The sequence below is a fragment of the Mycolicibacterium litorale genome, from assembly GCF_010731695.1.
Taxonomy (GTDB): Bacteria; Actinomycetota; Actinomycetes; order Mycobacteriales; family Mycobacteriaceae; genus Mycobacterium; species Mycobacterium litorale.
Map to the genome: position 1 here is coordinate 3941200 of NZ_AP022586.1, position 25440 is coordinate 3966639.

The 25440-nt window shown below is 69.0% G+C and carries 21 protein-coding genes; 11 read left to right on the top strand and 10 right to left on the bottom strand.

Features of this window, described 5'->3' with window-relative positions; all coding sequences use genetic code 11:
- Positions 1-20: 20 nt before the first annotated feature.
- The 6 genes from G6N30_RS18775 to G6N30_RS18800 all read right to left on the bottom strand — a co-directional run bounded on the left by G6N30_RS18775 (position 21) and on the right by G6N30_RS18800 (position 9627).
- Positions 21-329 carry a PE family protein gene (locus G6N30_RS18775; RefSeq protein ID WP_134057944.1) on the bottom strand — a complete coding sequence of 103 codons (309 nt, stop codon included), beginning with the start codon at positions 327-329 and terminating at the stop codon, positions 21-23.
- The gene (gene eccCa, locus G6N30_RS18780; RefSeq protein ID WP_134057946.1) at positions 329-4291 is read right to left on the bottom strand and encodes a type VII secretion protein EccCa; all 3963 of its coding nucleotides are present in this window, start codon (positions 4289-4291) and stop codon (positions 329-331) included. Before eccCa ends, G6N30_RS18775 begins: the two co-directional genes overlap by 1 nt.
- Positions 4288-5820 (bottom strand): type VII secretion protein EccB, encoded by a 1533-nt coding sequence (gene eccB / locus G6N30_RS18785; RefSeq protein WP_134057948.1) that lies wholly within the window; start codon positions 5818-5820, stop codon positions 4288-4290. The genes eccCa and eccB overlap by 4 nt, the downstream gene beginning before the upstream one ends.
- Entirely contained in the window at positions 5817-7649 is a 1833-nt protein-coding gene (eccA, locus tag G6N30_RS18790; protein WP_197906147.1) for a type VII secretion AAA-ATPase EccA, read from the bottom strand. Before eccA ends, eccB begins: the two co-directional genes overlap by 4 nt.
- Positions 7650-7781: 132 nt before the next feature.
- Positions 7782-8687, bottom strand: coding sequence for a class I SAM-dependent methyltransferase (locus G6N30_RS18795; RefSeq protein WP_134057952.1), 906 nt, complete (start codon positions 8685-8687; stop codon positions 7782-7784).
- Positions 8688-8715: 28 nt separating this feature from the next.
- The gene (locus tag G6N30_RS18800) at positions 8716-9627 is read right to left on the bottom strand and encodes an oxygenase MpaB family protein (protein WP_134057954.1); all 912 of its coding nucleotides are present in this window, start codon (positions 9625-9627) and stop codon (positions 8716-8718) included.
- Between the two features lie 74 nt (positions 9628-9701).
- Between G6N30_RS18800 and G6N30_RS18805 the strand changes: the two genes are divergently transcribed.
- The 5 genes from G6N30_RS18805 (at position 9702) to G6N30_RS18825 (ending at position 15579) form a co-directional block, all read left to right on the top strand.
- On the top strand, positions 9702-10319 hold the full coding sequence (locus tag G6N30_RS18805) for a TetR/AcrR family transcriptional regulator (RefSeq protein WP_134057956.1): 618 nt from the start codon (positions 9702-9704) through the stop codon (positions 10317-10319).
- A 107-nt stretch (positions 10320-10426) separates the two neighbouring features.
- A complete protein-coding gene (locus G6N30_RS18810) occupies positions 10427-11551 on the top strand; it encodes an alpha/beta hydrolase (protein WP_134059195.1) in 1125 nt (374 codons plus the stop codon).
- Positions 11552-11617: 66 nt separating this feature from the next.
- Positions 11618-13822: an acyl-CoA dehydrogenase family protein gene (locus tag G6N30_RS18815; RefSeq protein ID WP_134057958.1), complete on the top strand. Its 2205-nt coding sequence runs from the start codon at positions 11618-11620 to the stop codon at positions 13820-13822.
- A gap of 99 nt (positions 13823-13921) precedes the next feature.
- Complete coding sequence (locus G6N30_RS18820; RefSeq protein WP_134057960.1) at positions 13922-14218, top strand: DUF4193 domain-containing protein; 297 nt, start codon at positions 13922-13924, stop codon at positions 14216-14218.
- A gap of 86 nt (positions 14219-14304) precedes the next feature.
- A complete protein-coding gene (locus G6N30_RS18825; protein WP_134059198.1) occupies positions 14305-15579 on the top strand; it encodes an MFS transporter in 1275 nt (424 codons plus the stop codon).
- Here G6N30_RS18825 and G6N30_RS18830 read toward each other — a convergent pair.
- Positions 15576-16031 carry a DUF6098 family protein gene (locus G6N30_RS18830; protein ID WP_134057962.1) on the bottom strand — a complete coding sequence of 152 codons (456 nt, stop codon included), beginning with the start codon at positions 16029-16031 and terminating at the stop codon, positions 15576-15578. The genes G6N30_RS18825 and G6N30_RS18830 overlap by 4 nt on opposite strands.
- 175 nt (positions 16032-16206) lie before the next feature.
- Between G6N30_RS18830 and G6N30_RS18835 the strand changes: the two genes are divergently transcribed.
- A complete protein-coding gene (locus tag G6N30_RS18835; protein ID WP_134057964.1) occupies positions 16207-16449 on the top strand; it encodes an acyl carrier protein in 243 nt (80 codons plus the stop codon).
- Position 16450: 1 nt separating this feature from the next.
- Here the strand turns inward: G6N30_RS18835 and G6N30_RS18840 are convergent, their stop codons facing one another.
- Entirely contained in the window at positions 16451-17356 is a 906-nt protein-coding gene (locus tag G6N30_RS18840) for an ADP-ribosylglycohydrolase family protein (protein WP_234880270.1), read from the bottom strand.
- 63 nt (positions 17357-17419) lie between these two features.
- Here G6N30_RS18840 and G6N30_RS18845 point away from each other — a divergent pair, with 63 nt between their 5' ends.
- The 4 genes from G6N30_RS18845 to G6N30_RS18860 all read left to right on the top strand — a co-directional run bounded on the left by G6N30_RS18845 (position 17420) and on the right by G6N30_RS18860 (position 21445).
- Entirely contained in the window at positions 17420-17728 is a 309-nt protein-coding gene (locus G6N30_RS18845) for a hypothetical protein (protein ID WP_134057966.1), read from the top strand.
- A 67-nt stretch (positions 17729-17795) separates the two neighbouring features.
- On the top strand, positions 17796-18752 hold the full coding sequence (locus G6N30_RS18850) for a LysR family transcriptional regulator (RefSeq protein WP_234880271.1): 957 nt from the start codon (positions 17796-17798) through the stop codon (positions 18750-18752).
- A 72-nt stretch (positions 18753-18824) separates the two neighbouring features.
- On the top strand, positions 18825-20333 hold the full coding sequence (locus G6N30_RS18855) for an APC family permease (RefSeq protein WP_134057968.1): 1509 nt from the start codon (positions 18825-18827) through the stop codon (positions 20331-20333).
- A 95-nt stretch (positions 20334-20428) separates the two neighbouring features.
- Entirely contained in the window at positions 20429-21445 is a 1017-nt protein-coding gene (locus G6N30_RS18860) for an aminotransferase class IV (RefSeq protein WP_134057970.1), read from the top strand.
- A 4-nt stretch (positions 21446-21449) separates the two neighbouring features.
- On the opposite strand, the gene G6N30_RS18865 is transcribed toward G6N30_RS18860, so the two are convergent.
- Both G6N30_RS18865 and fadD2 read right to left on the bottom strand, forming a co-directional pair.
- A complete protein-coding gene (locus tag G6N30_RS18865) occupies positions 21450-22229 on the bottom strand; it encodes an SDR family NAD(P)-dependent oxidoreductase (protein ID WP_134057972.1) in 780 nt (259 codons plus the stop codon).
- A gap of 29 nt (positions 22230-22258) precedes the next feature.
- Positions 22259-23968 (bottom strand): long-chain-fatty-acid--CoA ligase FadD2, encoded by a 1710-nt coding sequence (fadD2, locus tag G6N30_RS18870; RefSeq protein ID WP_134057974.1) that lies wholly within the window; start codon positions 23966-23968, stop codon positions 22259-22261.
- 57 nt (positions 23969-24025) lie between these two features.
- Here fadD2 and G6N30_RS18875 point away from each other — a divergent pair, with 57 nt between their 5' ends.
- Positions 24026-25315, top strand: coding sequence for a DNA polymerase domain-containing protein (locus G6N30_RS18875; RefSeq protein WP_134057976.1), 1290 nt, complete (start codon positions 24026-24028; stop codon positions 25313-25315).
- The last annotated feature ends 125 nt before the right edge of the window (positions 25316-25440 follow it).

Here is a 25440-nt window from a genome sequence, read left to right on the forward strand (position 1 = left end):
AAGCGACGCGGGAAGACATGTCAGCCGCGGGCGATCATGTACGAGGACGCGTTGAGCGCGTCGCCGCTGGCGTAGCTCGCGCCGGACTGGCCGACGCCGACGCCGGACCGGCCGAGTTCCTGGACGCCCTGGGCCGCCACCGCCTCGTGCCGGCCGCCGTTGGCGCTCAGCCCGGCCGCGGTCTGCAGCGAGACGGGATCGGCGGCGGGCGGGAGCACCGCACCGATCAGCGGTGCGGCGGCCGCGTGGGCGGAGGCCAGCCGGGCGGTCAGTGCCTCGACGGCGGCGCTCGCCGCGGTGAGTCCCTCTGGGACGACGCGAAGGGTCATCAGCGGTAGTCCTTTCCGTGGGTGCGGGTCGAGGCGGTCGCCTCGATCAGCGGATTGACGAGCTGGACGAACGTGGGGGTGTCGCTGTCGCCGAGCAGCAGCGCCCGGCCCGCGGGCAGCCGGCTGAACCGGTGGCCGCGCAGTTTGCCGCTGTCCTGCGGGTTACCGGACAGCATCAGCGTGGTCGCCTGCAGGTCGTTGAGCCTGCGCAGCAGCGGTGCGGTCATCACCGCGTGGGCCGAGCCGGTCGCCCTGGCGGTGACGATCACCCGCAGCCCGAGATCGCCTGCCTGGGAGAGCAGCCCGATCAGCGGTGTCCACGGACGCTGTCCGACGTAGGGCCCGCTGACGGCGGGTCCGTCCGGGATCTGGTCGACGTCGTCGATGATCAGGTAGTGCGTGTGCCCCTGATATGACCAACCACTGAGCTGCGCGGGAGTCAGACCTGCCGGGGGCCGGCGCTTCTCGATCAGCGCCGAGAGCCCGAGCATCGCCGGGGTGATGCGGTCGATGTTCGCGGTGTACTCGTTGTCGGCGAACAGCGGTTCGTCGACCAGTTGCAGACGGCGGTCGACGACGGTGAACGCGACCTCGTCGGCGGTCGAGTGCTCCCGGACGGTGCGGATGATGTGGCGCAACAGCGTCGTCTTGCCGGACCGGTTGTCGCCGAACACCATCAGCAGCGGGTTCTCCGCGAAGTCCAGCACGACCGGAGCGAGGTCCTCTTCCCGCTGACCGATGACGACCCGCTCGGGTCCCGGGTAGAGCGTCCCCAGCGCGTTCGGCGCCAGCTTCTGCGGCAGCAACCGCACCGGCGGCGCCGACTGCTCGGGGAACCGGGCGTTGATGGCGGGGATGAGGTCGAGTGCCGGGGTGGCGAACAGGAAGTGCTCGGCGGCCATGGTCAACCCGCGACCTGGCTGGTCGGCGGGCACGCTGTCGGCGGGGCGGCGCAGGGCGCCGACGATCCGCACATTGCTGTCGTGGCTGTCGTGCAGTTTGAGTTCGAGTCGCAGCCCGAGCCCGTCGCGCATGTTCAGCGGCACCTCGAGCCAGTTCGGGGTGGTGATGACGACGTGGATGCCGTACGCGAGGCCGTTGTTGACGAGCTCGGTCACCTTGCCCAGCAGCGGGTTACGCGTGTTGAAGGTGTCGGTGTTGTCGCGGCTGAACGCGTACAGGTTGTCGATGACGAGGAACACCTCGCCGTAGCCGTCGGGGAACGACTCAGCGCGGGCGCCGTTGGCCTGCCGCGCCCGCAGCAGCTGCTCGAGCTCACCGAAGGTGCGCCGGATACGTTCGGGCTCCAGCGGGGTGGCCACGCTGCCGACGTGTGCCAGCTCGGCCAGCGGGGCGAGCTTGCCGCCGCCGTAGTCGAGGCAGTAGAACGTGACGTCGCGCGGTGAGTGCAGCGCCGCCGCGGACAGCATGAACGTCTGCAGCGCCGTGGATTTGCCCGACTTCGGCCCACCGTGGATGACCATGTTCGCGGCCGATGACGTGGCGTCGAAGATCAGTGGATCACGCCGCATCTCGAACGGCTTGTCGATCTCGCCGAGCGGCCAGCGCCACTGCCGTGCCGGCACGGCCGACCGCTGCAGCACCTCGATGAGCTCGATCGGTTCGTCCAGCGGGGGCAGCCACAGCTGCGGCGCCTTGGGTCCGTACTGCGCCAGCTGCTGGCCGATGGTGGCGATCAGCTTGCGCGGCGGGGCCGCCTCGATCTCGGGTTCGGCCGAGGGGATGACCGTGTCCGGTTCGGGTTCCACGCGCGAGGCGGTGAACAGCTGCGGCTGGGGCAGCGCCCGCACCACGATCGACTTCTCGGCCCGCGGGGGTTCGTAGATGCCGTCGACGTAGGTGCTGCGGAACTTGATCGGCACGGCGCCCGGGGCGGGCACCAGGAAGCCCTCGCCCTTGTGTTCGCGTCCGGACTCGATGTGGTAGGCGTCCTCCACTCCGATGATCTGGCGAGAGATGCTGGGGCTGGCGACCTTCAGACCGATGCGATAGGAGGTGTTCTTGTCGATGTCCTTGATCTTGCCGACGTCGAGCGTCTGCGAGGCGAACAGGATGTGGATCCGGAACGAGCGACCCTTGCGGGCCACGTAGTCGAACAGGTCGGCGTATTCGGGATGGTCGGCGAGCATCAGCGTGAATTCGTCGGCGACCACGAACAGCGTGGGCATCGGCGGCAGATCAGCGGCCGCGCCGGCGGCCGAATTGCGAGCGGCCTCGTACTCCGTGACCGACCCGAAGGCGCTGCCCTGCACACGGCGGCCCGTCTCCTTGAGCAGCTGCTCGCGCCGTGCGACCTCACCGCGCAGGGTGTCGGCGAACCGGTCGGCCAGCGAACGCTTCTCAGCCATGTTCGAGATGACCGCGATGACCTGCGGGAAATCCCGGAAGATGTCGGCGCCGGCCTCACCCTTGAAGTCGGCATAGATGACGTTCAGCCGCTCGGCGGAATGAGTCGTCAACAGCGACAACAGGATCGACATCAGGGTCTGCGACTTGCCCGAGCCGGTCATACCGATCATCAGGCCGTGCGGGCCCATCCCGCCCTCCGCCTCGTCCTTGAGGTCGAAGTACAGCGGTTCGCCCGTGGCCGTGACGCCGATGGGCACACGCAGTTCCTCGTCGCGGCGCCGCGGCGCCCACAGGGCAGCCACGTCGAGCGCCGAGGCGTCCGGGATGCCCAGCAGCGTGGTGAACGTCGATCCGCCGGTCGTGGTGGAACGGGCGTGGCTCGGATTGGAGTCCCAGCGGGACAGCCGGCGCGCGATGTGTCGGGCGTCGGCGACGTCCAGTGCGTCCGCGGCGTCGACGTAGGGCTGCCAGCCCCCGGTCTGCCAGCGTTCGATCCGGCCGTCGGCGATCCGCAGGATCGGCCGTTCGGGGTTCGAATACTGTTCGCGGTGCGGTTCGGTGGCGACACGGTGCACGACCGTCACGCCGACCAGGCCGGGCCTGCGCACCAGATCCTCGACGTCGGCCTCGGGATCGTCGACGATCACCAGCAGGTGGCGGAAGACCCGGTCGGAGTCGCCGGGGAAGGCGGGTCGGTCGGCCAGCGCGGGCGCCAGCGACGCGCGCAACTCCGCCATGTCGGCGGCCAGGTAGCGGGCCGGTCCGACGCCGTCGGCTTCGCCCGGGATATCGGTGTGCGGCAACCACTTCAGCCACGACCAATAGTCGCCGTCGACGTCGGGCGCGGCCAGCGCCACCCCGAGGACACTCGGATCGTGCCAGGTGACCGCCTGGGTGATCCATGCGCGCAGCGCGCCGCGCACGTCGTCGGGCTCACCGCAGACCGTGATCCGCGAGACCTTCGTGATGTCGATGCCCGCCGGGGCGTCGCGCACGGTGCGCTGTACGTCGAGCAGCCCGCGCAGCGTGGTGTGCGAGACCGGCTCGAGGTCGATCTCGTCGGCGGTGTCCTTCACCCGCAGCGTGGTGTCGAGCGGGGTGTCGTGCAGGCCCGCGCGCAGCACCAGGAAGTCCGCGTCGCGGGGATCACGTTCCCACTGCCTGCGCGTTCCGGGGATGGTGGCCAGCACGTCGGGTGCCGGGTGCGACCACTCCAGTGCCGCACGCTGCTCGGCCGCGTGCGCACGCACGTTGTCGCGCACCACCGACAGGTACCGCAGATAGTCGGCGCGTTCGGCGTCGACCTCCTCGGTGCGCATCTTGTTGTCGGTGCCGCGGTAGAGCGCGGTGGCCGCCAGCAGCAACACGAACGGGAAGAACAGCGTCGTCGGGGAGATCAGCCGCATCCCCGTCGCGACCAGCGCCACGATCATCCCCACGATCAGCAGCACGATCAGGTACGGCAGTACCCGGCGCAGCAGTGACGGCGGCACCAGCCGTGGGAGCTCCGGCGGCGGTTCGATGGTGATGGTGCCCTTGCGGGTCGCCGGCGGGGGCAGCCGGCGGTGTGCCTCGAAGATCAGCCGGCTCATCGGTTCTCCAGACGCGCGGGATTCGGATCGGGGGTCAGGGCGTCGTGGGCGAGCAGGGCGTCATCCCGCGACAGCGTCGGGCCGGCGGCGAACTGCGCGAGGACCGACCACGGCACCGGGACGGGTGGTGCGGACAGTCCGAGCGCGGCAATGGTCTGGTCGTTCTCGCCCGGTTCGATGCCGTAGCGCACGCCGGTGTCGCTCACCCAGAACAGCGATCCGGCCATCGGCGAACCCGGTTCCTGACCGACCGTCTGGACGAAGTAGCCGCTGCCCGGTGTGAGCGCCACCCGGTCGGCGGTCACCCCGTTACCGGCGCCGACGAGGTCGAGGGTGCGGATCCCGTCCGGCATCGGCAGCGCGGCCCCCGACAGCAGGCTCAGTGAACTCTGCTCGGCGTCAACGGATTTCGCCCAGTGGGCGCAGGTGACGGGGTCTGCCGCCGCGTCCACGACGGTGACCGGGACGTCCGGGTAGGCGTCGGTGTCGAGGAGTCGGGACTCCGGCAGTCGGGACACCTCGTCGGCACCGAGGCGCGGCGGTTGATTCAGACCGTAGGAGTTGGTGTTACGCAGGATCGCGGCCAGCACCTGCGAGACGGGCTGCAGTCCGTCGGGCAGCACAGCGTAGTAGCGGATCGTGTTGTCGGCCTCGAAGGCGGCGACGACCGCGCCGACCGGCGCCGCGACCGGCAGCGGGAACCGCGGCGGCGCACCGGCATCCGGGATCGCCGGAGCGGCGAGCGGGGGCGCTTCGGGGATGGCGTTGAACAAGCCGGGCGCGATGGGCCGGGGCGCCGCGGGGGTGCCGCCAAAGCCGAGTGCGTCGGTGATCGCGCGGTTGGCCAGGTCGACCGGGCTGCGCCTGCCGTCCCACAGCAGCCATGCGCCCGCGTCGTTCGAGACGAGCACGGCCTGGTCGTCGGCGAGCGGTGCGGCCCGCTCACCGTCCGAGTCCACCGGCCCGGCCAGGACGGTCACACCCGCGTTCGCACCGGAAGAGCCGTCGCACACCGTCCACTCGGCGTCCCGGGATACGTTCTGCACCATGCGTTCCGGGGCGCCGGGGATGCCGACGAGGTTACCGCGGGGGAACTGGTCGATCTCGCTGGTCTTGACCGTGGTCGGGTTGTCCGCCCGCCCGGCGATCAGCCGCGCCGAGGTGAGGTTGAGTACGGGGTGGAGTTGTTCGCCGATGCGGACGTAGAGCGCCGCAGTCGACCGGTCGGCCAGCACTGCGTCGGTGCCCGCCGAGCCGCCCGGGCGGATCAGGGAGAACACGAAGCACCCGGCCAGGCCCGTGATGAGGATCAGCGCGCCGGTCAGCACCGCGCGGCTCTGCGTGCGCAGCGGGTCGACCAGCATTCGGGTGTCGTGCAGTGCCACGCCGGAGGCGATGCGCCGCATCATGAACCGCCAGCCCGACACCTGATGCCGGGTGACGAATCCGCGCCGGTACGTGACGCGCTCGGGGTTGTCGTTGGCCGGCGTGCGCGAGCTGAACGAGCGCCGGTCCTCGGGGCCGGTCATGCCGACACCGTCAAGCCGAGACCGCGCAGCAACGGTTCGGCCGACTTGCGCACATCGTCGACGGTGATGGTCATCAGTTCCTCGTCGGTGAAGTCGTCGGCGGACGAGTGATCCAGCCGGTATTCGCGCTCTTCCTCGGACCGCTCGACGAGGTTGCGGACGAATCGGCCGTTACCGGCGATGTCCAGGCTGCGCCGGTCGACGCCGTTGGCGTCCGGGCTCGACGACTCGGCCAGCTGGGCGAACAGCTTCTCCATGTCGTCGTGGGCGGCGGGTTCGAAGACGCTGTCACGCTTCTCGGCCATCCGCACCGCCATCTCGACGAGTTCACCCGGCGAGTACGACGGGAAGTCGATGCTGCGGGTGAACCGCGACCGCAGTCCCTCGTTGGCGTCGAGGAACATGTCGAGGTCCTTGCGGTACCCGGCGATGATGACGACCAGTCGGTCGCGGTCGTTCTCCATCCGGGCCAGCAGCGTGTCGATGGCGACGAGCCCGAAGTCGTTCTTGGCGCCGGTGGACACCAGCGCGTAGGCCTCGTCGAGGAACAGCACGCCGTCCAGCGCGGCGTCGATGATCGCGTTGGTCTTGGCCTCGGTCTCGCCGATGTGCTGGCCGATCAGGTCGGCGCGGTGCACCTCGCGCACGGTCTCCTTGCGCAGCAGTCCGAGTCCGCAGTAGATCTTCGCGACGACGCGGGCGATGGTCGTCTTGCCGGTGCCGGGCGGGCCGGCGAACACCAGGTGGTTGGTGCGCTGCGCGACGGCCAGGCCACGCTCTTGGCGGCGGATCGCCATCGCCACCGAACTCTTCAGTCGCGCGACCTGATACTTGACCTCTTCGAGTCCGATGAACTCGGCCAGCTCCGCTTCGGCCTCGACGAGCAGATGAGCCTTGCGGTCCTTGGCGCCGGGGTCGACGAAATCGGCTTCGGTGGGTTCGGTCTCGGGATCCCATGGGTTGGCCCGCGCCTCGATACGGGCCGCGGTGGTGGTCACCAGCCCGAACGTCGGGTCGGTCAGCGCCGTCTCGATCTCCGCGTTCTCCGGGTTGGCCGCGTAGAGCTCCTGCAGCACCTCGGCGGCGTCCTCCTCCTCCCCCTGGGCGCGCAGCGTGAGGCCTTTGGCCAGTCCACCGTCGACCGCGGCCACCGCGTTGGGTCCGTCCGGCTCCGCGAGGTAGGACATCGCGGGGGCGAACATGCCGAGCCGCGCCAGCGCGATGCCGAGCGTGATGCGCGCGGCGTGGGCGTACATCGCGTCGAGGGACGCATCGTTGACGACGGGGGTGAGCAGGCGGACGACGTCCGACCAGCGCTGTGTGCGGTGGTGGATGGCGACCCGCAGCCAGCGGGCCTGCGGCCACCCCGGCCGCCGCTCGATCAATTCGCCCACCAGCGCGTCGGCGTCGGCGTAGGCGCCGTTGTCGCAGAGCGCGGCCGCGTAGGCCAGGCCGAAGTCGTCGGGGTCGGTCGCGCGGAACTGGAGGTAGAGCCCGCTGTCGTAGTGGAAGCCCAGCGCACCGGGTGCCAACTCCACGTGGCGCTGCAGCGCACCCGCGCTGGCGCGGGTCGACCAGATCGCCTCGATGACCCGGGCGCCGGCGTCGCCGGCGGCGGCCAGGCCGGTCCACGCGTCGCACTGATCGTGCGCGATATGGGTCAGCGCGGCGAATCCGGTGCGGGCGGCGGGGAGGTCGGCCGGGCGCTGCCGGTCGTTGACCGTCAGACCCAGCGCACGGCAGCAGGTGGCAAACCGGCTGACCACGTCACGGTCGACCCGGGCAGACGCGGTTCTCGGCGCCGCGAGCGTGTCAGTAGGCGTTTCCATTGGTCGTTACGCGCGGGAGCACGAGGCCCCCGCTTTCTCCCCTTAAGTATGGCTAGGCTAACTTTCGGTGAAGTTAGCATTGCACAACCTAAGTGTCGAGATGCACGGTGTCACACGACCCGGTGACCCCGCTCACCCCTTGGTCGCGGTGATCAACCGGATCGCGCTGATCATCGCGCCGACCTCGGGATCCTCGGCGGGCATCGGTCGCCCTACATCGGCCAGATAATCGGCGAGAGACGTCGGCTCGGCCGCCCACCCGCGCTCGGAGAACCACTGTTCGGCGGGGGCGTGCCGCTCGTTGTAGACGAGGGTGAAGAAGGTGCCGTCGTCGCCGGCCGCCCGCTCCTCGGCGCGCTTGGCCTCGAACACCTCGGTGGGCATCGGCACCGACTCCTCGACGGCGGCCCAGCTATTCGGGGCAGACAACGCGTCGATGCCGGCGAACAAGGCCTGCTGCGCGACGGCGGGCAGATACATCAGCAACCCCTCGGCCAGCCACGCCGACGGCAGGCCCGGATCGAAACCGCTCGCGGTCAGCGCGCCCTGCCAGTCGTCACGGAGATCGACCGCGATCGCGCGGCGCTGCGCTCGCGGTTCGTCACCGTGGTCGGCGAGCACCCGGCGCTTGAAGTCCAGCACCTGCGGCTGGTCGAGTTCATAGACGACGGTGCCGTCCGGCCACGGCAGACGGTAGGCACGTGAGTCGAGGCCCGCCGCCAGCAGCACGATCTGACGCACCCCCGCCGCGGCCGCCGCGGCGAAATAGGCGTCGAAGTAGCGGGTCCGCGCGCCCTGGAAGTTGACGAACTGCACACCGAACGCGGTGTGCAGGATGTGGTCGGGCTTCGAATCGAGACCAGCGCCGTCGAACAGGTCGGCCCATTCGCCGACGACGGCGCGGCAGAAGACCTCCGCGTACGGGTCGACGGCGAGGGGTTCGGGTTTACGCGCCTCCAGCGCCCGCGACGCCGCGACGAAGAGCGCGGTGGAGCCGACGCTGGTGGTGATGTCCCAGGAATCGTTGTCGTGACGCACAGAGCCGTTATACGCGGCGTATCCGACGTCAGATCAGCGGCCGGCCCGTGCGGATGCGTCGGTCGAGGTCCTTGAGCAGCACGTTGAACGGGAACTGCCGGACGAACCGCGGCAGTATGTGATTGACGGTGCGGAGCACGCCGATCAGCCGGTCGAAGCGGCGCTGCCGCTCGGCATCCCACGGCAGCCGCATCTCGTCGCGGAAGCGCTGCGGCAGGAAGCCGGTGGTGATCAGCAGGGCGAGTTCTTCGTTCTTGCGCTGCAGCGGGCCGGGCAGTCGCAACCCGCGCAGCCGCGACGCCGCGATCGGATAGAGGTACTCGCGCACGGTGTCGTCGATGTGCACCTTGTCGAGCGATTCCTGCCAGTACTTGTCGAACGCCGCGCGGTCGGCGGGCCACATCTCCGGCGGCACCTGCAGTGTGGTGCCCATCGTCATGCTCTCGCGGTAGTGCTCCTCGGCGGCCTGCTCGTCCATCTCCCCGACGAACAGGCGGTAGATGTCGACCGCGCCCTTGTACAGACACGCCGCCACCCACAGCTGCAGGTCCTTGTCGAACGCGTGGTACTTCACCGGGCTCTCGTCGGTCGAGTACACCTGCGCGTGCGCCTTGTTCACCGCCCGCCGGAAGGCCGCCTTCTGGGCGTCGCTCCCCCGAGTGGCGACGGCCAGATAGGTGAACGTGGTGCGCGCGCGTTTGATCGGGTGCAGGTCGACGCGACCGCTCTCGACGCGGCTCTCCAGCACGCCGTAACCGACGCCGGGCCGGGCCAATTGCATGATCACGTTCGCGGGGCCGGCCAGCAGCGCGACACCCATCAGACCGTCCTCCATGCTGGCGGCGCGGCGGGCCAGAACGGGCGGCGGGGTGAGCGCCTCCGGATGCGCCGGTGCGCTGACCGGACGCTCGACGTGCGGAAGCGGTTCGCTGACCGTCATTGGCCACCCCTAAAAGTGAGAACGAATGTTTCCTGATTTTCCCCTGCAGGATCGACGGGTGTCAAGATGGGGGGATGGGACAGGTCCGCCCCTACCGCGGCGTCGAGGCTCCGGAGCGCCTCGCGCAGCGCAGGCGGCGCTTCCTCGAGGCGGGCCTGGGCCTGCTCGGATCGGCAGAACACGATCTCGCCGACCTCACCGTGCGCGCCATCTGCCGGCGAGCCGGAGTCGCCGTCCGGTACTTCTACGAGTGCTTCACCGACAAGGACGATTTCGTCGCAGCGGTGTTCGACTGGGTGATCAACGGCATCGCCACCACGACACAGGCCGCCGCGGCCGCCGCGCCGCCGCGCGCGCAGAGCCGTGCGGTGATGACCGACATCGTCCGGACCATCTCCGAAGACCCCCGGATCGGCCGCCTGCTGTTCAGCGCGCAGCTGTCCAACGCCGTCGTGGTGCGCAAACGCGCGGAATCCGGCGCCCTGTTCGCGATGCTGTCCGGCCGGCATGCCAGCGCGGCGCTACGGCAGTCCGAGAACGACCGCATCAAGGCCGCCGCCCACTTCGTCGTCGGCGGGGTGGGGCAGACCATCAGCGCCTGGCTGGCAGCGGACGTGGTCCTCGCCCCCGAGCAGCTCGTCGACCAGCTCACCGCCATGATCGACCAACTGGCCGATCCCCGCCTCTACTGAATCACAATGGCGCACAGCAACTTTGCGGCATCACGCCACGGCGGGGAACACCCGACTCTACGATCGGTCGACCAGCGCCCCGAGCGGAGGATCCTGTGACCAGAACCATGGCACAAACCCCCGGTGTCACACGGGAATTCGTCGGCCTGAATTCTCCGAGCGCGCTGCGGGCCGGGTCCGGCGGCCATCCGTGCCAGGGCATCTACCACCGCGGAATGGGCCGCAGACCCAGGGTCGCGATCATCGCCGCGCACTATCAGATCGACTTCTCGGAGCACTATCTCGCCGACTACATGGCCACTCGCGGCATCGGCTTCCTGGGCTGGAACACCCGGTTCCGTGGCTTCGAGAGCAGCTTTCTGCTCGACCACGCACTGGTGGACATCGGCGTGGGAGTGCGCTGGTTGCGCGAGGTGCAGAACATCGAAACCGTGATACTCCTGGGCAATTCCGGCGGTGGCTCACTGATGGCCGCCTACCAGGCACAGGCGTGCGACAAACACGTGACGCCGCTGGAGGGGATGCGCCCCGCGGCCGGGCTGGGTGACCTCCTGCCTGCGGACGGATACGTCGCCAGCGCCGCCCACCCCGGCCGCCCCGACGTACTGACCGCGTGGATGGACGCATCGGTCCTCGACGAAACCGACCCCGTCGCCGGCGATCCCGAACTCGACCCGTTCGACCAACGCAACGGTCCGCCCTACTCCCCCGAGTTCGTCGAGCGTTACCGCGCAGCGCAGTTCGCGCGCAACGAGGCCATCACCGACTGGGTCCAGACGGAGTGGACCCGCGTGCGGGCCGCCGGGTTCTCCGATCGGCCGTTCACCGTGCTGCGCACGTGGGCCGACCTGCGCATGGTCGACCCCACCCTGGATCCGTCGAACCGCCCGCCGAACACCTGCTACCTCGGCACGCCCGCCAACGCCAACCGGTCGGCGTACGGGGTGGCCACGGCCACCACGCTGCGCAACTGGCTCGGCATGTGGAGCCTGCGTCACGCCCAGACCCGCGCGGAACCCCATCTGGCGCGCATCGCGTGCCCCGCGCTCGTGATCACCGCCGACCAGGACACCGGAGTGTTCCCCTCGGACGCCCGCCGCATCCACGATGCGCTGGCCACCGACGACAAGACCAGCGCGTCGGTCGACACCGACCACTACTTCACCACCCCGGGCGCCCGCAGTGAACAGGCCGACCTGATCGCGAAGTGGATCGCCAAACGGTGGCGGTGAGCACACCCGGGGCCGAGAGGTAATCTGGCTCCCAACCAAGCGGTTAATAGGGAAGGCAACGAAGCTATGCCCATTGCGATCAACGAAGAGCACAACGACCTCGCCGATTCCGTACGGTCCCTGGTGGCGCGCGTCGCGCCGTCCGAAGTGCTCCACGAAGCGCTCGAGAACCCGATCCCCAACCCGCCCCCGTTCTGGCGCGCCGCAGCCGAGCAGGGTCTTCAGGGTGTCCATTTGCCGGAATCCGCCGGCGGACAAGGGTTCGGCATCCTCGAACTGGCCATCGTGCTGGCCGAATTCGGCTACGGCGCGGTGCCGGGACCATTTGTGCCGTCGGCGATCGCCAGCGCGCTGATCGCCGCCAACGACCCCGACGCCAAGGTGCTCGGCGACCTCGCCTCCGGCGATGTCATCGCCGCCTACGCGATCGACTCCAGCCTGACCGCCACCCGCCACGGCGACGGTCTGGTGGTCCGCGGCGAGGTGCGCGCCGTCCCCGCCGCCGCGCAGGCCTCCGTGCTGGTGCTGCCGGTCGCCGGCCTCGACGACGAGAGCAGCGGCGACGAGTGGGTGGTCTTCGACGCCGAGCAACTGGAGATCGAACCGGTGGCGAGCGTCGACCCGCTGCGTCCCGTCGCGCACGTGCGCGCCAACGCCGTGGAGATCAGTGACGACCGGGTGTTGCGCACCCTCACCCGTCCGCTGGCGCGGGCGCTGATCGTCACACTGCTGTCCGCCGAGGCCATCGGTGTCGCGCGCTGGGCGACCGATACGGCGGCCGCCTACGCCAAGATCCGCGAACAGTTCGGCCGGCCGATCGGCCAGTTCCAGGCCATCAAGCACAAGTGTGCCGACATGATCGCCCAGACCGAGCGGGCCACCGCCGCGGTGTGGGACGCCGCCCGCGCACTCGACGGGCTGCGGGAGAACCCCTCCGAAGACCCGCATGTCGAGTTCGCCGCCGCCGTCGCCGCCACACTGGCGCCCACCGCCGCGCAGCACTGCGTGCAGGAGTGCATCCAGGTGCACGGCGGCATCGGGTTCACCTGGGAACACGACACCAACGTCTACTACCGGCGCGCGCTGGTGCTCGCCGCCGCGTTCGGCCGCAGATCCGAGTACCCGCAGCACGTGGTCGACACCGCGACCACCACCGGAATGCGTCCCATCAACCTCGACCTGGACCCCGACACCGAGAAGCTGCGCGACGAGATCCGCGCCGAGGTCGCCGCGCTCAAGGCCCTGCCCCGCGAGGAGCGCACCGTCGCCATCGCCGAGGGCGGCTGGGTGCAGCCCCACCTGCCCACCCCGTGGGGACGCGCGGCGAGCCCCGTCGAGCAGATCATCATCGCCCAGGAGTTCGCGACCGGCCGGGTCAAGCGACCCCAGATGGGCATCGCCGCCTGGCTCATCCCGTCGATCGTGGCGTTCGGCACCGACGAACAGAAGCAGCGGTTCCTGCCGCCCACCTTCCGCGGCGAGATGATCTGGTGCCAGCTGTTCTCCGAGCCGGGCGCCGGCTCGGACCTGGCCAGCCTGACCACCAAGGCCACCAAGGTCGACGGCGGCTGGCGCATCACCGGCCAGAAGATCTGGACCACCGGCGCGCAGTACTCCCAGTGGGGTGCGCTGCTGGCCCGCACGGACCCCAGCGCACCCAAACACAACGGCATCACGTACTTCCTGCTCGACATGAACAGCGAAGGCGTCGAGGTCAAACCGCTGCGCGAGCTGACCGGCAACGCAATGTTCAACACCGTCTTCATCGACGACGTGTTCGTCCCCGACGACCTGGTGCTCGGTGAGGTCAACCGTGGCTGGGAGGTCAGCCGCAACACGCTCACCAACGAGCGGGTGTCCATCGGCAGCAGCGAGCCGCCGTTCCTGGCCACTCTCGACGGCTTCGTCGAGTTCATCCGCGACGGCCACTTCGACCAGATCGGGCAGAACAAGGCGGGCCAGCTGATCGCCGAGGGGCACGCCGCCAAGCTGCTGAACCTGCGCTCGACGCTGCTGACGCTGGCCGGGGGCGACGCGATGCCGTCGGCGGCGATCTCCAAGCTGCTGTCGATGAAGACCGGTCAGGGCTATGCGGAGTTCGCGGTGTCGTCCTTCGGCACCGACGCGGTGATCGCCGCACCAGACTCGCTGGAGTTCACATGGGTGGAGTACCTGCTGGGCAGCCGCGCCACGACGATCTATGGCGGCACGTCGGAAGTGCAGCTGAACATCATCGCCGAGCGGCTGCTCGGACTCCCGCGCGATCCGTAATACGCCCCGGTGTTTGGCGGCGCGACCTGCAGGGAACAAGGGGCGATCAGCGTCCGTTGAGTGCTGTGCAATTCGCCGCGACAACCAGAGGCAGCCATCATGACCGTTGACTACGACGCGCCCCGCCGTAAGCAAGAAGACGTGGAAACCGACTCGCTCGACGAACTGCCGGTGCCGCGCAACGACGCCCGCACGGCGGTCCTCGACCTCGAGGACGCCGACCCGATGGACGCCATCGACCTGCCCGGCGCCGACCTGTCCGGTGAAGAACTCACCGTGCGGGTCATCCCGAAGCAGGCCGACGAGTTCACCTGCAGCAGTTGCTTCCTGGTGTTCCACCGCAGCCGGTTGGCCCGCAACGCGGGCGACGCGCTGATCTGCGCCGACTGCGCCTGACCCCGGAGCGCCCGCCCGCCCCGGCGGGCGGGCGGGCGGCTTACGATCACCGCGTGACGAGTGGGCACGGCACGGTGCGCAAGGTCATGTGGCGCACTGTGCCGATCCTGATGGCGCTCTACTTCGTCAACTATCTGGATCGCACGAACCTCGGCATCGCCAAGGCCGACATCAGCGAGCACCTGCAGCTGTCGGCAACCATGTTCGGCTTCGCCTCGGGCATCTTCTTCATCGGCTACGTCCTCGTGGAAGTGCCGTCGAACCTCGCACTGCACCGGTTCGGGGCCCGCCGGTGGCTGGCCCGCATCGCGGTGTCCTGGGGAATCGTGGTCGTCGCCATCGGCTTCGCCCCGAACGCCGCTACGCTGCTGGTGTTGCGGTTCCTGCTCGGCGTCGCCGAGGCCGGGCTGTTCCCCGGTGTCATCTTCTATCTCAGCCGCTGGTTCCCCGGCGCCTACCGGGCGCGGGTGGTCGCGATGTTCATGCTGGCCAGCCCGATCGCCGCAGCGGTGGGAACACCGGTCGGCGCGTGGCTCATCGACGTCGGCGACGGACTGTTCGGGTTGGCCGGCTGGCAGTTCCTGATGATCTGTTCGGGCCTGCCCGCGATCGTGCTCGGCGTCGTGTGCTGGTTCTCCCTGACCGACCGGCCTGCCGACGCCACCTGGTTGCCCGATGACGAGAAGCGCTGGCTGACCGATGTTCTGGCCGCAGAGGAGCGTGAGGTCGGCGACCGCTTCGACGTCCCGCTGCGCCGCGCGCTGACCAGTCCGCGGGTGTGGGCCCTGGCGGTGGTGTACTTCGGTGTCGCCTACGGCCTCTATGCGCTGGCGTTCTTCCTGCCGTCCATCATCGCCGGGTTCCGGGAGAGTTTCGGCCTCACGCTGTCGATCGAGCAGGTCGGGCTGATTACCGCGATTCCCTACGCATTCGCCGCGGTGGCGATGTTCCTGTGGTCGCGGCACGCGGACCGCACCGGCGGACACGCCGGGCACGTCGCCGCGCCCATGCTGCTCGGCGGGCTGGCGATTCCGGTGGCGCTGTACTTGGACAGCCCGGTGCTGGTGATGATTCCGGTGACCCTGGCCGCCATGGGGGTGTTCAGTGCGATCCCGAGTTTCTGGGCACTGCCGTCGCGGTTCCTCACCGGAGCCGCGGCCGCCGGGGCGATCGGGCTGATCAACTCCGTCGGCAATCTCGGCGGATTTGCCGCCCCGTACCTCACCGGCGCGCTCGACGATCTGCTCGGCTCGCCGAGGGCGGGCATGTGGGCGGTCGGCGTGATGATGGTGCTCTCCGCGGCGGTGGTCCTGGCACTGCGCGCCGCGCCCGACCGTGTCGCGAAACCGGTCGGCGGCTAGGCGTTCGGCCGCTGCCCCGTCGTGGAATCCCGGCCGACTTCGAACTCCTCGCGGTAACGGGCGGCCGCTTCGGCCAGCGCTCGGTCGCCGAGCGCGGCGATCGGGCGGATGTCGGTGACGAGCGGTTCGTGGTCGGGTCCGTGTCCGACCACCCGCCCGGTCAGCACCCACGGGAACCGGCCCGGCTCATGCAGTTGCGCGTACTGCCGGATGCGCCGGGCGATCCAGTCCTGCACGGGCCGCGGCCACCACGGCTCCGGCGCGATCGCGCTCACCGACAGCCCCGGCATCAACACGTCGGCTTCGTAGTCGCAACTCGCGGTCTCGTCGCTGTCGGTCTCGGGGCCGTGTGAGTACCGCAGATAGACATCGGGTTGCCGCGTCACGAGGTCGGCGAGCTCGTCGAGCGATTCGATCACCGGGAGCGGGTCCGGCGCAGGCCGCACCCTCATCGAGCATCACACTCGAGATGATCGAGAAACCTTGACTCCATGGGTAATTGCCCTCCGGACATCCTTCGAGGGAGGCGACTTACCCGGGGTGGCGGCGTTCAAACTCGGTCGTTTACCGCCACCGGCGACGGGTAGTACGTCCGGCACCCAACCAAAGATCTCGGTAGGAGGAGCCATGGCTACTGGAGAAACCGGCTTCGACGATGTGACGTTCGATCTGATCTCGGTTCAATACCACTCGCTGAAGGCCGGACACGACTACGGGCAGTACGTGCGCGATGCGCGTAACGCCGGAATGGACGACATCGCGTCGTTCTTCGAGCAGGTGATGTCCGAGGATTCGGAGCGGGCTCGCCGCTGCCACGAATTCCTCGGCCGGCTGCAGGGATCAGCCGCCGCGGGCCCTGCGACGAGCTGAGTCAGCCCGTCGATGCCCGCAATTCGGCCAGCGCGGCGCTGACCGCGTCGAGCGTCGCATCGTCCGGCAGGTCCACGCGTGCCAGCCACGGGATGTCGGGGGTGTCCCGTTCGCGCCCGCCGAGTATTCCGCCCACGATGGCGGCGACGGTGTCGGTGTCACCGCCGAGCGACACCGCATGACGCAGGGCGTCGGCGAGGGTGAGCCTGCGGTCGAGGGCGTGGCGGACCACGCCCACCACCGCCGCGGCGGTGTCGAGGGCGTGCAGCGTGACACCGTTGCGGTGCGGCCACCATCCACCTTCGTCCGCGCGCCGTACCGGCGTCAGGTCGACCCTGAATTGCCGTTCGGCCCAGTCTATTTCGGGGCCGACCACGTCGGCGGGCGAGACGCCGTCGAGCGCCGCCGAGGCCATGGCCGCGGCGATACACGCGGCGGCGACGGCCGAGTCCGCCCCGTGGGTGGTGCGGGACAAACCGGTGGTGACCCCGCGGCGTAGATCGTCGTCGGCGATCGCCCAGCCGATCGGCAGCGCGCGCATCGCCGCGCCGTTGGTGTCACCGCTATGGGCGCGCACCGCCCCCTCGGATCGGAAACGGTCGACCGCCGCCTTGGTGCTGGGTCCGATCCCCCGGATTCCCGGCGCCGCGGCGGCGAGACGCGACAGGAAGTCGGCCTCGTCCACCACCGCGCCGCGGTCGCGCAGGTACTCGGCCACCAGCAGGGTGAGCGCGGTGTCGTCGGACGTGGCGCCGGGCGGCCAGTCCCCGCGGCGGGGCAGTTCGTCGATGCCCTGGCGGGGCACCTGCTCGGCGCGGCAGCCCTCCCACGGCACCCCCGCCGCGTCCCCCGCGGCGTATGCCAGCAGACCGGCCCGGATCCGGGACCGCATCGGTGTCGTGTCCACGGGACTCCTTTCGCCGGCCCACGCGACCGTTTCCCACGAGTGTGCCCCGGGAAACCGCTCGGCATGACCGAGGACGTCGAGAAGCGCTGGCGGGATCCGCAGACCTTCCGCGCTGCCGTCACCTACGTCGTCGCGGTCGTCGCCGTCGCCGCGGTGTGCTTCGCGTTCTACGTGATCCCCGGCGACCGGTCGTTGATGGCCGCGGTCCTCGTCCCCGTCGTGCTGTTCGCCGGCGGCGTCGGCGCCTTCATCCAGACCTACCGCGTCTGGAAAGCCCGCGGCACCTGGCCCATCTGGCACGGCGCGGGATGGTTCCTGTTCGCGCTGTTCCTGCTGTGCCTGTCAGTGCCGGGAACGGCGATGACCGGGTGAGGCGCTCCGGCTGCTTCCCGATCGGGCGGGCGTCCTTGTTGCTAGGTTCCATGAGACCGCGTTTCCCGTGATCGGAGGTGGCCCCACGAGACTGCGGAGCCCCGACATCACACTGCGCCAGCTGCGGTACTTCGCGGTACTGGGCGCGGAACTGAACTACCACCGCGCCGCCGAGCGGCTGTTCATCACCCAGCCCGCGCTGTCCACCGCGATCAAACAGCTCGAACACCTCGTCGGTGTCGCACTGTTCACCCGCAGCACCCGCGAGGTCACGCTGACCGACGTGGGCGCCTCGTGGCTGCCCCGAGTGCAGGAAGCGCTGGCCGGGGTGGACGGCGCCATCGGTGACCTCTCGGCGCTGACCGGGCGCACCGGCAACCGCATCCGGCTCGGGTATTTCCTGGGCACCGGCGCCGATCTGCTCTACCGGCTGGTGCGCCACTTCGAGGCCGCGCACCCGGAGATCACGATCGAGGCCACCGAGTTCGACTTCTCCGACCCGACCGCCGGGCTGGCCGACGGCACCACGGAGATCGCGCTGACCCGGCCGCCGCTCGACCTGCCCGAGCACCGCATCTTCGTCCTCGACACCGAGGACTGGGTGGCGTGCCTGCCGCGCGACCACCGCTACGCCGGCCGCGACGAGGTCGAGATCACCGATCTGCTCGACGATCCGATCGTCTGCGCTCCGGCCAGCGCCGGAGGCTGGCGCGACTACTGGATGGCGATGGAACTGCGCGACCGCCCGCCCACGGTGGCCGCCGTCGCGGCCACGTACGAAGCTGAGACGACGGCGATCGCACGCGGCCTCGGGATCAGCTTCACCACCGAGGCCATCGCCCGGCTCTACGACCGGCCGGGCATCGTCTACGTGCCGATCCGCGGTCACGCCCCCAGCTACATCGCGCTGGCATGGCACCCGGCGAGCCTTTCTCCGCAGGGCCGCACGCTGATCCGGCATGTGGAGGCCCAATGGAACTTCCCCGAGGGCCATGGCGAAGAACGCCCCGCCGACCTGCGTTGATAACTACGAGTTATCGATAAGATCAGAAACCGGAACTTCCGCTGTGAGACACCGCACGTTTCCATTTCCTCTATGACCGATGCCGCCGCACCACCGACCCCGGCGAAGGCGCCCCCCGGAGTCGCCGACGCCGAGGACGCCAAACTCGCCGAACTGGGCTACACCCAGAAGCTCGACCGATCCGTCGGCAAGCTCGCGTCGTTCGCGATCGGGTTCGCCACCATCAGCGCCACCACCGCGGTCTTCACCGGGTTCGGCGCCGGGTACTTCACGGCGGGCGCACCGTTCGTCTGGACACTGCTGCTGGCCGGCGCCGTCTTCGCGCTGTGGGCGTTCATCGCCGCCGACCTGACCGCCAAGCTGCCGCTCGCCGGATACTCCTACCAGTGGATCAGCCGGATCAACGGCCCCGACCTGGCCTGGTTCACCGGGTTCATCGCCCTGATGGGCTGGGTCTGCGGGATGACCGGCGTCGGTTTCATCCTGTCCGGCTACCTCGGCGGGCTCTTCGGCTGGAGCATGAGCCAGAGCGCACAGATCCTCGTCGCGATCGGTGTCGTGTTCCTGTGCGTCCTGATCAACATCTACGGCGTCCGGTTCGCCACCATGGTGAACAACATCGGGGTCAGCCTCGAACTCGTGATCACCGTTGGCGCGACGGCGCTGATCGCGGTGATCGCGTTCTCCGCGCCGGAGAACCATCAGCCGATCTCGGTGCTGTTCACCGGCGGGGAGTCGGGCGACAAGGACTCCTACCTGCTGGCGTGGCTGGCGGCCGCGCTCGGGCCGTTCTTCGGTCTGATCGGCGTCGAATCAGGCGCCGATGTCGCCGAGGAGACCAAGGACGCCAGGCGCGTGGTGCCGAAGACCATGTTCTACGCGCTGGCCACCTCGATCGTCATCGAGTTGCTGATGTACATCGTCTACGTGCTGGCGATCCGCGATGTCGCCGCGGTCGAGGCGAACTCCGCCGCGCCGATCGAGGAGATCATCACCCAGCAGGCCGGCCCCGTCGTCACCAAGGTCGTCGTCGCCGTCGCGCTCACCAACATCCTGGCCTGCCTGCTGGCCAACATCCTGGTGGCCACCCGCCTCACCTACTCGATGGCCCGCGACAACATGCTTCCGCTGTCGCACCTGTGGCGGCATGTGTCCCCGACGCGGAAGACCCCCACCTTCGCGGTGCTCGGGCTGGGCGGCCTGTCGACGCTGCTGCTGCTGTCGGCGCTGGTGAACGAGAAGGCGTTCAACTACATCATCGGCATCGCGTCGCTGCTCTTCTTCTTCGTCTACATCCTGCAGACCGTCGGCCTCATCGTCGGGCACCGCAGGGGCACCATCCCGCAGCCGGAGCCCGGCACGTTCGACCTCGGCCGGTTCCGCCTTCCGCTCTACGTCACCGCGCTGGTGGTGTTCCTCGGCGTCGCTGTGGCCCTGCTGTTCCTGCCGCAGTTCACCACCAACAAGTGGGTTTTCCTCGGCATCGTCGTGATCGCGGCGATCTGGTGGGCCACCGGGCTCAAAGCACGACTGAGCCGGGGCGAGGCGGGCGCCGGCTACGCCAGGACCAACAACCTCTGAACCACCCCCGCCTGAGTCTGCGTTCACGGCGTCGGTCACTCGCACTTGCGCGCCGTGAGCGCAGGGTCAACGCAACCCTCATAGAAGGAATCAGCATGACTGCAACAGATCTCGGCACCAGCAACCTCGTCGCGGTCGAACCCGGCGCCATCCGGGAGGCCACCCCGCCCGGATCGGTGATCCAGTACAGCGACTACGAACTCGACACCTCCAGCCCGTTCGCCGGCGGCGTCGCCTGGATCGAGGGTGAGTACCTGCCGGCCGAGGAGGCGAAGATCTCGATCTTCGACACCGGCTTCGGTCACTCAGACCTGACCTACACCGTCGCACATGTCTGGCACGGCAACATCTTCCGGCTCGGTGATCACCTCGACCGGTTGCTCGACGGGGCCCGCAAGCTCCGGCTCGACCCGGGGATGAGCAAGGACGAGCTCGCCGACATCACCAAACGCTGTGTCGCGATGTCACAGCTGCGCGAATCCTTCGTCAACCTGACGGTCACTCGCGGATACGGAAAGCGCAAGGGCGAGAAGGACTTGTCCAAGCTGACCCATCAGGTGTACATCTACGCGATCCCGTACCTGTGGGCGTTCCCGCCGAACGAGCAGATCTTCGGCACCACCGCGATCGTGCCGCGCCACGTCCGGCGCGCGGGACGCAACACCGTCGACCCGACGATCAAGAATTACCAGTGGGGCGATCTGACCGCCGCCAGCTTCGAGGCCAAGGACCGCGGCGCGCGCACCGCGATCCTGCTCGACTCGGACAACTGCGTCGCCGAGGGCCCGGGCTTCAACGTCTGCATCGTCAAGGACGGGAAGCTGGCCTCACCGTCGCGAAATGCGTTGCCGGGCATCACTCGCAAGACGGTCTTCGAGCTCGCTGACGCGATGGGCATCGAGGCGACGCTGCGCGATGTCACCAGCCACGAGCTCTACGACGCCGACGAGATCATGGCCGTCACCACCGCCGGTGGCGTCACGCCGATCAACACACTCGACGGCGAACCGATCGGCGACGGCGGGCCCGGCCCCGTCACCGTGGCCATCCGGGACCGGTTCTGGGCGTTGATGGACGAACCAGGCCCGCTCATCGAGGCCATTGAGTACTGACGGGCTAGGGCAGAATCGAGTCGACGTATCCGCCGTCGGCTCGAACTGCCGCACCGGTGGTGGCCGACGCCAGCGGCGAGGACAGATAGGTCACCATGTTGGCGATCTCCTCCGGTTCGATGAGCCGCTGCAACAACGACTGCGGCCGGTGCAGCCGCATGAACTCACGCTGGGCCTCTTCCCACGGCAATGAGCGGTCCACCAGCTGGTACACGAAATCCTCGACGCCTGCGGTATGGGTCGGTCCGGCGATCACCGCGTTCACCGTCACTCCGCTGCCCGCGGCGTCCTTGGCGAAGCCGCGCGACAGCGCCAGCAACGCCGTCTTCGACACCCCGTAGTGAATCATCTCCTGCGGGATGACGATCGCGGAGTCGCTGGCGATCTGGATGATCCGGCCCCAGCCCCGATCGGCCATGTGCGGCAGGTAGTGCCGAATGAGACGCGCCGCCGCGAGCACGTTGACGTCGAAGTACGTGCGCCACTGCTCGTCGGTGATCTCCCGCGCCGCGACGGCACCGAAGATCCCGAGGTTGTTGACGAGGATGTCGACATCCGGCAGCAGGCGAAGCAGCTCTGCCACCCCGCCCTCGGTGGTCACGTCGGCCGCGACGCCGATGACGTCGCCGGTCAGTTGGGCGACGGCGTCGTCGACACGCTCCCGGCTGCGTCCGTTGACCGCGACGCGCGCGCCCGCAGCGGCCAAACCCTTTGCGATCGCCAATCCGATGCCCTGCGTCGAGCCGGTGACGAGTGCGGTCTTCCCATTCAGGTCGATATTCACGAAGGGTTACGACGGATACGGCCGGGCGGCTATTCCGCCTTCGCTTCGCCGCCGCCCGAGCCGTCCACGTCCATGTCGCGCAGTTCGCGCTTGAGGATCTTGCCGGTCGGGTTGCGCGGCAGCTCGTCGAGGAAGACGACCTCCCGCGGCACCTTGTACCGCGCCAGGTGTTCCTTGACGTAGCGCTTGATGCCCTCCTCGTCGACCGATGCGCCGTCGGCCTTGACGACGAAGGCCCGCAGCCGGTGGCCCCACTCCTTGTCCTCGACGCCGAGTGCGGTGGCCTCGACGACCTCGGGATGGCCGCTGATGAGGTCCTCGACCTCGGCGGGGAACACGTTCTCACCGCCGGACACGATCATCTCGTCGTCGCGCCCGGACACGTAGAGCAGACCGTGCTCGTCGAAGTATCCGACGTCCCCGGAGGACATCAGCCCGTCGATGATCTGTTTGTGGCCGCCGCCGGTGTAGCCCTCGAACGGGAATGTGGTGCCGACGAAGATCCGGCCCACCTCGCCGCGCGGCACTTCCTTGCCGTTGTCGTCGAACAGCTTGACGCGCACCCCCTTGACCACCGGGCCGACGGTGGCCGGGTTCTTCTGCAGATCCTCCGGGCGGGCGATGGTGGCGAAGGCGATCTCGGTCGAACCGTAGAGGTTGTAGATGACCGGGCCGATGTCCTTCATCGCCCTGGTCGCCAGCTCGGCGCCCAACTGCGAACCGGAGACGAACACGATTCGCAGCGACGACAGGTCGGGTTTGGTGTCCATCTTCTCGATGTGGTCGAGGATCCGCGACAGCATCACCGGCACCACGATGATGGCGGTCGCCTTGTGCTTTTCGACGTCGGCGAGCACGGTGGCCGGTTTGAACCGGCGCCGCAACACCAGCGTGGACCCGAGCATCATGCCGATGGTCGCGTGCAGGTAGCCGAGCGCGTGGAACATCGGCGCGGGCAGCAGCGTGACCTCACCGGATTTGAACGGTACGTGGGAGAGGACACCGCCGATCGGCGCCAGCGACAGCGGCGGTTTGCGGTTGGCGCCCTTCGGGGTGCCGGTGGTGCCGCTGGTGAGGATGATGACCGACGAGTGCTTGGTCACCTTCGGCGCGGGCGACTTGTTGCCGCTCGCAACGATTTCCGCCAACGTGTCGGCGGAGCTCTCCGAGGGCTCGTCGTTGTCGGGGTTGGTGCCCAGCGCCCGCAGGTACCCGTACTCGGGCTGCGCCTGCGAGACCGCCTTGGAGTACTCGTCGTCGTGGATGATCAGCTTGGCGCCCTCACGTTCGGACACCTCCTTGATCTGCGGGCCGGAGAACTCACTGTTGAGCAGGATGATCCGGGCGCCGGTGCGGGCCGCGCCGTAGACGGCCACCAGGAACCAGCGGTGGTTGCGCGCCAGGATCGCCACGCCGTCGCCACCCTTGATCCCCTTGGCCAGCAGCGCGTTCGCCACGGCGTGGGCGGCCTCGTCGAGCTGGGCGTAGGTCATCTCGCCCTCGTCGTCGATGACCGCGTTGCGGTCCGGGGTACGACGGGCGTTGAGCGCGGGGATCATCCCGAACTCACCCCACCGGCGCATGTCGGCGACGAAGGCGGCCATGTTCTGCGGCGGTTCCAGCTGCAGCGCACCGGCTTCGAACATCTTGCGGGCATAGTGCAATTCGGCGGAGCCGCGGTCGAGATACAACTTGGCCTTCTCAGCCACCTGCGACGACAGTTCAGTGAGCTTCGGCATGGCACCACAATATGTGACCCATGTCGCAACCGAGACGGGTATGTACCAGTCCCTACCATGGCAGACATGGTCGGCGGATCCCGAGCGCAGAGCCTGTCCCTGGACATCGCCGGTCGCCCGCTGACCGTCACCCACCCGGACAAGGTCGTCTTCGACGCGCACGAGGGCCGGCCCCCGATCACCAAACTCGACCTCATCGAGTACTACCTCGCGGTCGCCGACGGCGCGCTGCGCGGGGTGGCGGACCGGCCGATGATCCTCAAACGCTTCGTCAAGGGCATCACCGAAGAAGCCGTCTTCCAGAAACGCGCGCCGGAGAAGCGGCCGGACTACGTCGACGTCGCGGAGCTGAAGTACGCCTCCGGCACCTCGGCGAAGGAAGCGGTGATCCGGGACGCGGCCGGTCTCGCGTGGGCGGTGAACGTCGGCTGTGTCGACCTCAACCCGCACCCGACGCGCGCGGACGATCTGGCCCACCCCGATGAACTGCGGGTCGACCTGGATCCGATGCCGGGGGTGACCTGGCAGCAGATCGTCGACGTGGCGATGGTCGCGCGCGAGGTGCTCGAGGACCACGGGCTGAGCGCGTGGCCGAAGACCTCCGGCTCCCGGGGTTTCCACATCTATGCCCGCATCGAACCGCGCTGGCCGTTCAAGTTCGTGCGATTGGCCGCCCAGACCATCGCGCGTGAGGTCGAACGCCGTGCACCGGAGCTGGCGACCAGCCGCTGGTGGAAGGAAGAGCGCGAGGGCGTGTTCGTGGACTTCAACCAGAACGCCTTCGACCGCACCGTCGCGTCGGCGTATTCGGTGCGCGCGACCCCGGACGCCCGGGTGTCCACACCGCTGCGCTGGGACGAGGTCCCCGGCTGCCGGCCGGAGGCGTTCACCGTCGCCACCGTGCCCGCGCGCTACGCCGAGATGGGCGATCCGTGGGAGTCGATGGACGACCATGCCGGCCGGTTGGACGCATTGCTCGACCTCGCCGACCGGCTCGGCCCCGCCGAGAAGGCGCCGCGCGGCGCGAAGCGCTCCGGCGGCACGGGGCGCCGCCAGTCGGTGATGCCACTGATCGAGATCGCCCGCACCAAGACCAAGGACGAGGCGCTGGCCGCGCTCGACACCTGGCGGGAGCGCCATCCGGAGGCCGCCGTGCTGCTCGAGCCGCCCGACGTCCTGGTCGACGGGATGCGCGGGCCGAGTTCGATCTGGTACCGAATCCGAATCAACCTCCAGCACGTCCCCGAGGGACGCCGCCCCGCCCAGGAACCGCTGCTTGCCGACTACAACCCGTGGGAGAACTACCGGGGGCCCCAAGGGCGCCACGAACCGGATACCGACGAGTAACAAATACATCACGAGTCCCGGGAATGCATGTTCTTACCAAAGGTTTAGCGGTAGCACCCCAGCGGCCTTAAATTCGCCGCATAACTTCGGTGTCACGTTGAGGTGGCGAAACAAGAAACGCCATT

Excerpts from the sequence above, each read along its gene's own strand:
- G6N30_RS18775 (WP_134057944.1), bottom strand. The coding sequence starts at position 329 with ATGACCCTTCGCGTCGTCCCAGAGGGACTCACCGCGGCGAGCGCCGCC.
- eccCa (WP_134057946.1), bottom strand. The coding sequence starts at position 4,291 with ATGAGCCGGCTGATCTTCGAGGCACACCGCCGGCTGCCCCCGCCGGCG.
- eccB (WP_134057948.1), bottom strand. The coding sequence starts at position 5,820 with ATGACCGGCCCCGAGGACCGGCGCTCGTTCAGCTCGCGCACGCCGGCC.
- eccA (WP_197906147.1), bottom strand. The coding sequence starts at position 7,649 with ATGGAAACGCCTACTGACACGCTCGCGGCGCCGAGAACCGCGTCTGCC.
- G6N30_RS18800 (WP_134057954.1), bottom strand. The coding sequence starts at position 9,627 with ATGACGGTCAGCGAACCGCTTCCGCACGTCGAGCGTCCGGTCAGCGCA.
- G6N30_RS18805 (WP_134057956.1), top strand. The coding sequence starts at position 9,702 with ATGGGACAGGTCCGCCCCTACCGCGGCGTCGAGGCTCCGGAGCGCCTC.
- G6N30_RS18810 (WP_134059195.1), top strand. The coding sequence starts at position 10,427 with ATGGCACAAACCCCCGGTGTCACACGGGAATTCGTCGGCCTGAATTCT.
- G6N30_RS18815 (WP_134057958.1), top strand. The coding sequence starts at position 11,618 with ATGCCCATTGCGATCAACGAAGAGCACAACGACCTCGCCGATTCCGTA.
- G6N30_RS18820 (WP_134057960.1), top strand. The coding sequence starts at position 13,922 with ATGACCGTTGACTACGACGCGCCCCGCCGTAAGCAAGAAGACGTGGAA.
- G6N30_RS18825 (WP_134059198.1), top strand. The coding sequence starts at position 14,305 with ATGTGGCGCACTGTGCCGATCCTGATGGCGCTCTACTTCGTCAACTAT.
- G6N30_RS18830 (WP_134057962.1), bottom strand. The coding sequence starts at position 16,031 with ATGAGGGTGCGGCCTGCGCCGGACCCGCTCCCGGTGATCGAATCGCTC.
- G6N30_RS18835 (WP_134057964.1), top strand. The coding sequence starts at position 16,207 with ATGGCTACTGGAGAAACCGGCTTCGACGATGTGACGTTCGATCTGATC.
- G6N30_RS18845 (WP_134057966.1), top strand. The coding sequence starts at position 17,420 with ATGACCGAGGACGTCGAGAAGCGCTGGCGGGATCCGCAGACCTTCCGC.
- G6N30_RS18855 (WP_134057968.1), top strand. The coding sequence starts at position 18,825 with ATGACCGATGCCGCCGCACCACCGACCCCGGCGAAGGCGCCCCCCGGA.
- G6N30_RS18860 (WP_134057970.1), top strand. The coding sequence starts at position 20,429 with ATGACTGCAACAGATCTCGGCACCAGCAACCTCGTCGCGGTCGAACCC.
- fadD2 (WP_134057974.1), bottom strand. The coding sequence starts at position 23,968 with ATGCCGAAGCTCACTGAACTGTCGTCGCAGGTGGCTGAGAAGGCCAAG.
- G6N30_RS18875 (WP_134057976.1), top strand. The coding sequence starts at position 24,026 with ATGGCAGACATGGTCGGCGGATCCCGAGCGCAGAGCCTGTCCCTGGAC.